Genomic DNA, 5174 nt, shown 5'->3' with positions numbered 1-5174 from the left:
CCGCTATCCCTGCGACCGCTCCGCCCGCACCAGCGCCTCGTCGAGCGCCTGGAGGAAGCGCGAGCGGTCGGCCTTGGTGAATGGCGCCGGTCCGCCGATGGCGTCGCCGCCGACCCTGAGGTCCGCCATGATCGCCCGCACCGCCACCGCGCTGCCGATCGATCCGCTCGTGAACGGCTTGCCCGTCGGCCCGATCACCGCCGCCCCCTCCTTCAGGCAGCGCTCGGCGAGGAGGATGTCGGCCGTCACCACCACGTCGCGCGGGCCCGCCGTTTCCGCGATCCAGTCGTCCGCCGCGTCGAATCCGTCGCTGACCACGACCCGCTCGATCAGTTCATGGTCGGGGATGCGGATGCGGGCGTTGCTGACCACCACCACCGCGACGTTGCGGCGATAGGCGACCTTGTAGATCTCCTCCTTGACCGGGCAGGCGTCGGCGTCGACCAGAATGCGCGCTTTGCTCATGGGCAACCGGTAGCCCATCCGCTGGCGACAGGCGATCCGGTCGGGCGGGTCGCCGGACACGAACCGGCCCCCGGCTGGAGGAAGCAGGGGGCCGGATGCTAGGCTACTCGTCTTGCGGGCTTACACCGCCCGCTGCGACTAGGATTGATAGGCGGGGCGGAACGTCGGCTTCAGGCCGAAGGTCAGGCCCTTTGGCGGCTGGGCCCAGGTCGAGTTATTGGTTCTGACCGGCGCGGCGCGGGGAGCTGCGGGAACGACGTGGCCGTTGTGCTCCATCTGGTCGAGCGCGTTGGCGCGCTTGATCCGCTTCTTGAGCGACAGCGACGGATTATCGTCGCTCGGCCCGGCATAGGCCGCCTGGACGCGGGCGCTGTCACCCGTCGCGGCGAACGGCAGCGGAGCGGCGGCAATCGGCGCGGGCTCGATCATCGCCGGTTCCGCCATGGCGACGGGCTCGGCCATCACCGGCTCGTCAACGATCGTATCGTCAACCAGCTCCTCGTCCTCGCGGCGACGGCGCAGGGCAAAAGCCCCACCGGCGAGGGCGAGAATGCCCAACCCGGCACCCGCTGCAATCGGCAGCGTGTCGTCACGCTTGGTCGTGGTGGTGATCTGGACAACCGGAGCCGGCGGCGCCGCCTCGGTGACCGGTGTCGGAATGACAACCGGCGCGATCGGGGCCGCAGCAATCGGAGCGGGCTGCGCCTGCTTCACCGGGGCCGACGCAGACTTGACCGGCACCACAATGCTGACCTTCGTCATCTTGGCGACCGACGTCTTGGTCACGGCGATCGGACGCGGCTTGGCCTTGGCGACTGGCGCCGCCTCGGTCGTAGTCGTCGAATCAATCGTCGACGCGACCGGTTCGGCCGCAGCCGGAGCCGGCGTCTCAACCGCCGGAGCAGCCGGGGCTGTTGCCTCCGGTGCGATCGTGATCGGCGTCGGGGCTTCACTTGCTGACGGCGCCGCCGTCTGGGCAAGCACGGGGGCGGCGGTAAAAGCAATGACAACGGCAATCGCGGTCATCGCGGGGCGGGCATTGGTGATCATGGACATGCAAGCACAACCGCTCGCATACCCCTAAGGTTCAGCGTTTCCGGTGAAACGGGGGCGATCGGCGGCGAACGGAGCCATGCGGTTAACGCCGGTGCGAAGGCTAATTCTTGATGTTGTCGAGCCCCTTGACCACGCCCGTCTTAGTGGATGGGTTGGCAGCGATCGTCTTCTTCTTCTCGGCCTTCGGCTTGCGCGCCTCTTTGCTCGACTTCATTTGTCCTTTGGCCATCACTTCGCTCCTCGACTTGGTTCTTGAGCCCGTTCTACAGCCCGTCGGCGGCTTGGGGAAGCGCCATGCCGTGGCCGTCGGGAAACAGCACCCGTTCGGGATGGCGCGGGATCAGCGTGCGGAAGAAGGCCCACGCCGGGGCCATGTCCGCCTCGTAATCCCCGGTCGGCATGATCCTGGGTCCGAGAATTCCGATCTTATGGTTATAGTCAGGCCCGGCACAAACGATCGGCACGCCCGCCGCCAGCGCGATCCGATAATAGCCGGTGCGCCACCGGCTGGTCGGATCGCGCGTCCCTTCGGCCGCAATGATCAACGCGAAATCGTCGTTGGCGGCGAATTGCGCCACCACTTGCTCGACCATGTCGCCCGGTGCCGAGCGATCGACCGGCACACCGCCGAGCCCGCGCATCAGCCCGGCGAACGGCCAGCGGAACAGGCTGTTCTTGCCCATGAAGCGCGGGCGAATGCCGAATGCCTCGACCGTGCCGACGAACACCAGGAAGTCCCAGTTGGACGTGTGCGGCGCGCCCATCAGGACGAACTTGGCGTCGGGCGGGCGCGTTCCAGAGACGGTCCAGCCGGCCCGACGAAACCAGCCGACGATCACCGACCGGACCAGCCGGGCAAGGAAACTCAATCGGGGTGCCGGCGTGTCGCTAATGCTTGAGTGCCTGCACGGCGGCAAGCGACTTGGCGACATGGTCCTTCCAGTCCATTTCCGAATGAACCATCACAATCTTGCCATCGCGGGCGACGACATAGCTGGTGCGGTTGGTCAGGTTGACCGACTTGCCGGGCAGCGGCAACGCGACGTCATAGGCCTTGATCATGGCCGGCGAGGCGGTCGCGACCGGAAAGGCATTGCGGCACGCCTCGACTGAGAATTTCTGCAGCGTCGGCAGGTCGTCGGCGCTCAAGCCGATGACTCGGGCACCGGCCGCCTTGAAGTCCTTGGTCGCTTCACTGAAGGCATGGGCCTCCGCGGTACAGCCGGCGGTGAACGCCTTAGGGAAGAAATAAAGCACGATCGGGCCATTCTTAAGCTGCTCGGCCAAGCGGAGCTTGAACGCCTTGCCGGCGATTGCGCCGCTGGTCTGGAAGTCGGGCGCCTTGGCACCGACCGGAAGTGCGGCACTGGCCGGGGCGCCGATGGTAAAAGCAGATATGGTGGCAAGGGTCATAAACGTCGGGCGCATGGCGATCTCCTGAAGGTGACCGCTAGCTACGCCGTTCTGCGCGGGGAGGCCAGAGCCCCGTGGCCGCCCGGCGATCGATGGTGTCGATCGCCGGGTCAGCGCCTAGCGGTCATCGGTCGCCAGCCAGCCGGTCAGGATATAAAGCAGGATCGCGACGGGCCCGGTGACCAGCGTGGCGACGATCAGGCCGAGGCGGATGAAGAGCACATCGACGCCGGTCCAGTCGGCGAGGCCGGCGGCGACACCCATGACCTTGGCGCGGCTGCGATTGAGGAGGAAACGTCCGTTCATGATCTGGGTCCCCGTGCAAGAGTTCAGGCGACGACGATGTGCGCAGCGGGGCCGACGGCGGCGGACACCAGGATCATCGCGGTGACGAAGGCGGCGGCGAGCGAGGCGGCGGCCTGACGAGCGGTGGAGAGGTTGAACATGGTCTTTTCCCTTTTGACACACCCGGAAGCGGGTGATGCCATTCTTACTGCAGGAGGCGTGCCAATTGGAAAAAGATGAGTGTTTTCAGTGATTGTATCAAAATCAGATCGGGAGTTGGCGAAATATCCCCAGTAAATTGGTGAATTCCGCCAACTCAATCAGCCGCGTGTTGGGTTTTTCCCAATCGCTCGACCATTTCCGCCGGAAATCGGCGCACCGAGCGAGCGACATTCGGCCTGCAGCTCGGGAAAGTCGTACGCAGTGCTGGCAATCAGTGCCGGTCCCGTCGCGGCGGCGCACGTCCTGCGGCTTTCGTATCGCGTCGGCAGGGTCGCGACCGCGCGGCAATCGGCCGAACCGTCGGCGCAACCGAGGATAGCGATGACGAACAGGCCGGGACCCATGAGGCTTCTCCGCTTTCGAACTGTCCACACAACGGAGAATTAATGCCGCAGTTCCGGTCATTTCGCAGTCGGCATTTGTCCGATCGCGGCGAAGCCCTATCTAGGCCCCAATGCGCGATATGCTTCCCCCCGACGCCACGCCCCAAAAGGGTGGCCTGAAGACGCTCATCCGCTTCCTGCCGATGCTGTGGCCGGCAGGCGAGCGCGAGCTCAAGCTGCGCGTCGTCGTCGCGGTCGTGCTGGTGTTGGTCGGCAAGGCGACGACGCTGCTGATGCCGTTTGCCTACAAGGGCATCATCGACCGGATGAGTGGTACAGGCGCGGGGTTCTCGATCGTCGCGGGACTGGTGCTGGCCTATGCCGGGGCGCGGTTCGGCGGGGTGCTGGCCGATAATCTGCGCAATGCCCTGTTCGAGAAGGTTGGCCAGCGCGCAGCGCTCGCTTTGTCGAGCCGGGTGTTCCGCCACGTCCACTCGCTGTCGCTGCGCTTCCACCTCGAGCGGCGCACCGGCAGCCTGACCAAAATCGTCGAGCGCGGGACCAAGAGCATCGACATGATGCTCTATTTCCTGCTGTTCAACATTGCCCCGACGATTATCGAACTGGCGGCGATCTGCATCATCTTCTTCGTCAAGTTCGGTGCCGGACTGGTGGCGGGTACGCTGGCGGTAGTCGCGATCTACATCGGCTTTACCCGCTGGGTGACTGACTGGCGGGCCAATATCCAGCGCCAGATGAACGAGGTCGACAACAAGGCGATCGGTCGCGCGGTCGACAGCCTGCTCAACTACGAGACGGTGAAATATTTCGGCGCCGAGGAGCGCGAATCGCGGCGTTACGACGAAGCGGTCGGCGCCTTCACCAAGGCGGCGGTCAAGAATGAGGTCAGTCTGGCGAGGCTCAACATCGGCCAGTCGCTGATCACCAACTGCATGATGGCCGGGGCGATGGCGTTCACCGTGTGGGGCTGGTCCAAGGGCCGCTTCACGCCGGGCGACGTGGTGCTGGTCAATGCCCTGCTGATGCAGCTGTTCCGCCCGCTCGACATGCTCGGCTGGGTCTATCGCTCGATCAAGCAGGGGATGATCGACATGGAAATGATGTTCGAACGGCTCGACACGCCGCAGGAAATCGTCGACCGGCCCGGCGCGGTCGCGCTGGCGGTGACTCGCGGGGCGGTGCGGTTCGACGACGTCCATTTCCAGTATGAGCCGGGCCGCGAGATCTTGAAGGGCGTCAGCTTCGACGTCGCGCCGGGAACCAGCCTGGCGGTGGTCGGGCCATCGGGGGCGGGCAAGTCGACGCTGGCGCGATTGCTGTACCGGTTCTACGACCCCACCGGGGGGCGGATCACGATCGACGGGCAGGACATTGCCGCGGTCACCCAGG

General features: G+C 65.5%; 8 protein-coding genes. 1 reads left to right on the top strand and 7 read right to left on the bottom strand.

Features of this window, described 5'->3' with window-relative positions; translation table 11 throughout:
• Positions 1 to 3 precede the first annotated feature (3 nt).
• The 7 genes from RMN84_RS02100 to RMN84_RS02070 all read right to left on the bottom strand — a co-directional run bounded on the left by RMN84_RS02100 (position 4) and on the right by RMN84_RS02070 (position 3785).
• Complete coding sequence (locus RMN84_RS02100) at positions 4 to 465, bottom strand: YaiI/YqxD family protein (protein ID WP_309610556.1); 462 nt, start codon at positions 463 to 465, stop codon at positions 4 to 6.
• Positions 466 to 603: 138 nt separating this feature from the next.
• Positions 604 to 1521, bottom strand: coding sequence for a hypothetical protein (locus RMN84_RS02095; RefSeq protein WP_309610554.1), 918 nt, complete (start codon positions 1519 to 1521; stop codon positions 604 to 606).
• 100 nt (positions 1522 to 1621) lie between these two features.
• Positions 1622 to 1750, bottom strand: coding sequence for a hypothetical protein (locus tag RMN84_RS02090; protein WP_309610553.1), 129 nt, complete (start codon positions 1748 to 1750; stop codon positions 1622 to 1624).
• Positions 1751 to 1784: 34 nt separating this feature from the next.
• Positions 1785 to 2390, bottom strand: coding sequence for a 1-acyl-sn-glycerol-3-phosphate acyltransferase (locus RMN84_RS02085; protein WP_309610552.1), 606 nt, complete (start codon positions 2388 to 2390; stop codon positions 1785 to 1787).
• A gap of 19 nt (positions 2391 to 2409) precedes the next feature.
• Positions 2410 to 2949, bottom strand: a complete 540-nt coding sequence (locus RMN84_RS02080; protein WP_309610551.1) for a peroxiredoxin — start codon at positions 2947 to 2949, stop codon at positions 2410 to 2412.
• A gap of 102 nt (positions 2950 to 3051) precedes the next feature.
• Complete coding sequence (locus RMN84_RS02075) at positions 3052 to 3240, bottom strand: PspC domain-containing protein (protein ID WP_309610550.1); 189 nt, start codon at positions 3238 to 3240, stop codon at positions 3052 to 3054.
• A 299-nt stretch (positions 3241 to 3539) separates the two neighbouring features.
• Positions 3540 to 3785: a hypothetical protein gene (locus RMN84_RS02070; protein WP_309610549.1), complete on the bottom strand. Its 246-nt coding sequence runs from the start codon at positions 3783 to 3785 to the stop codon at positions 3540 to 3542.
• A 110-nt stretch (positions 3786 to 3895) separates the two neighbouring features.
• Here RMN84_RS02070 and RMN84_RS02065 point away from each other — a divergent pair.
• Positions 3896 to 5174 (top strand): ABC transporter transmembrane domain-containing protein (locus RMN84_RS02065; RefSeq protein ID WP_405051420.1); only part of this gene is annotated, 1279 nt, incomplete at its 3' end.

It is taken from the genome of Sphingomonas sp. (assembly GCF_031380695.1).
GTDB lineage: Bacteria > Pseudomonadota > Alphaproteobacteria > Sphingomonadales > Sphingomonadaceae > Sphingomicrobium.
The sequence above is the reverse complement of the archived record's forward strand: the minus strand, read 5'-3'. Positions and strand labels throughout refer to the sequence as shown.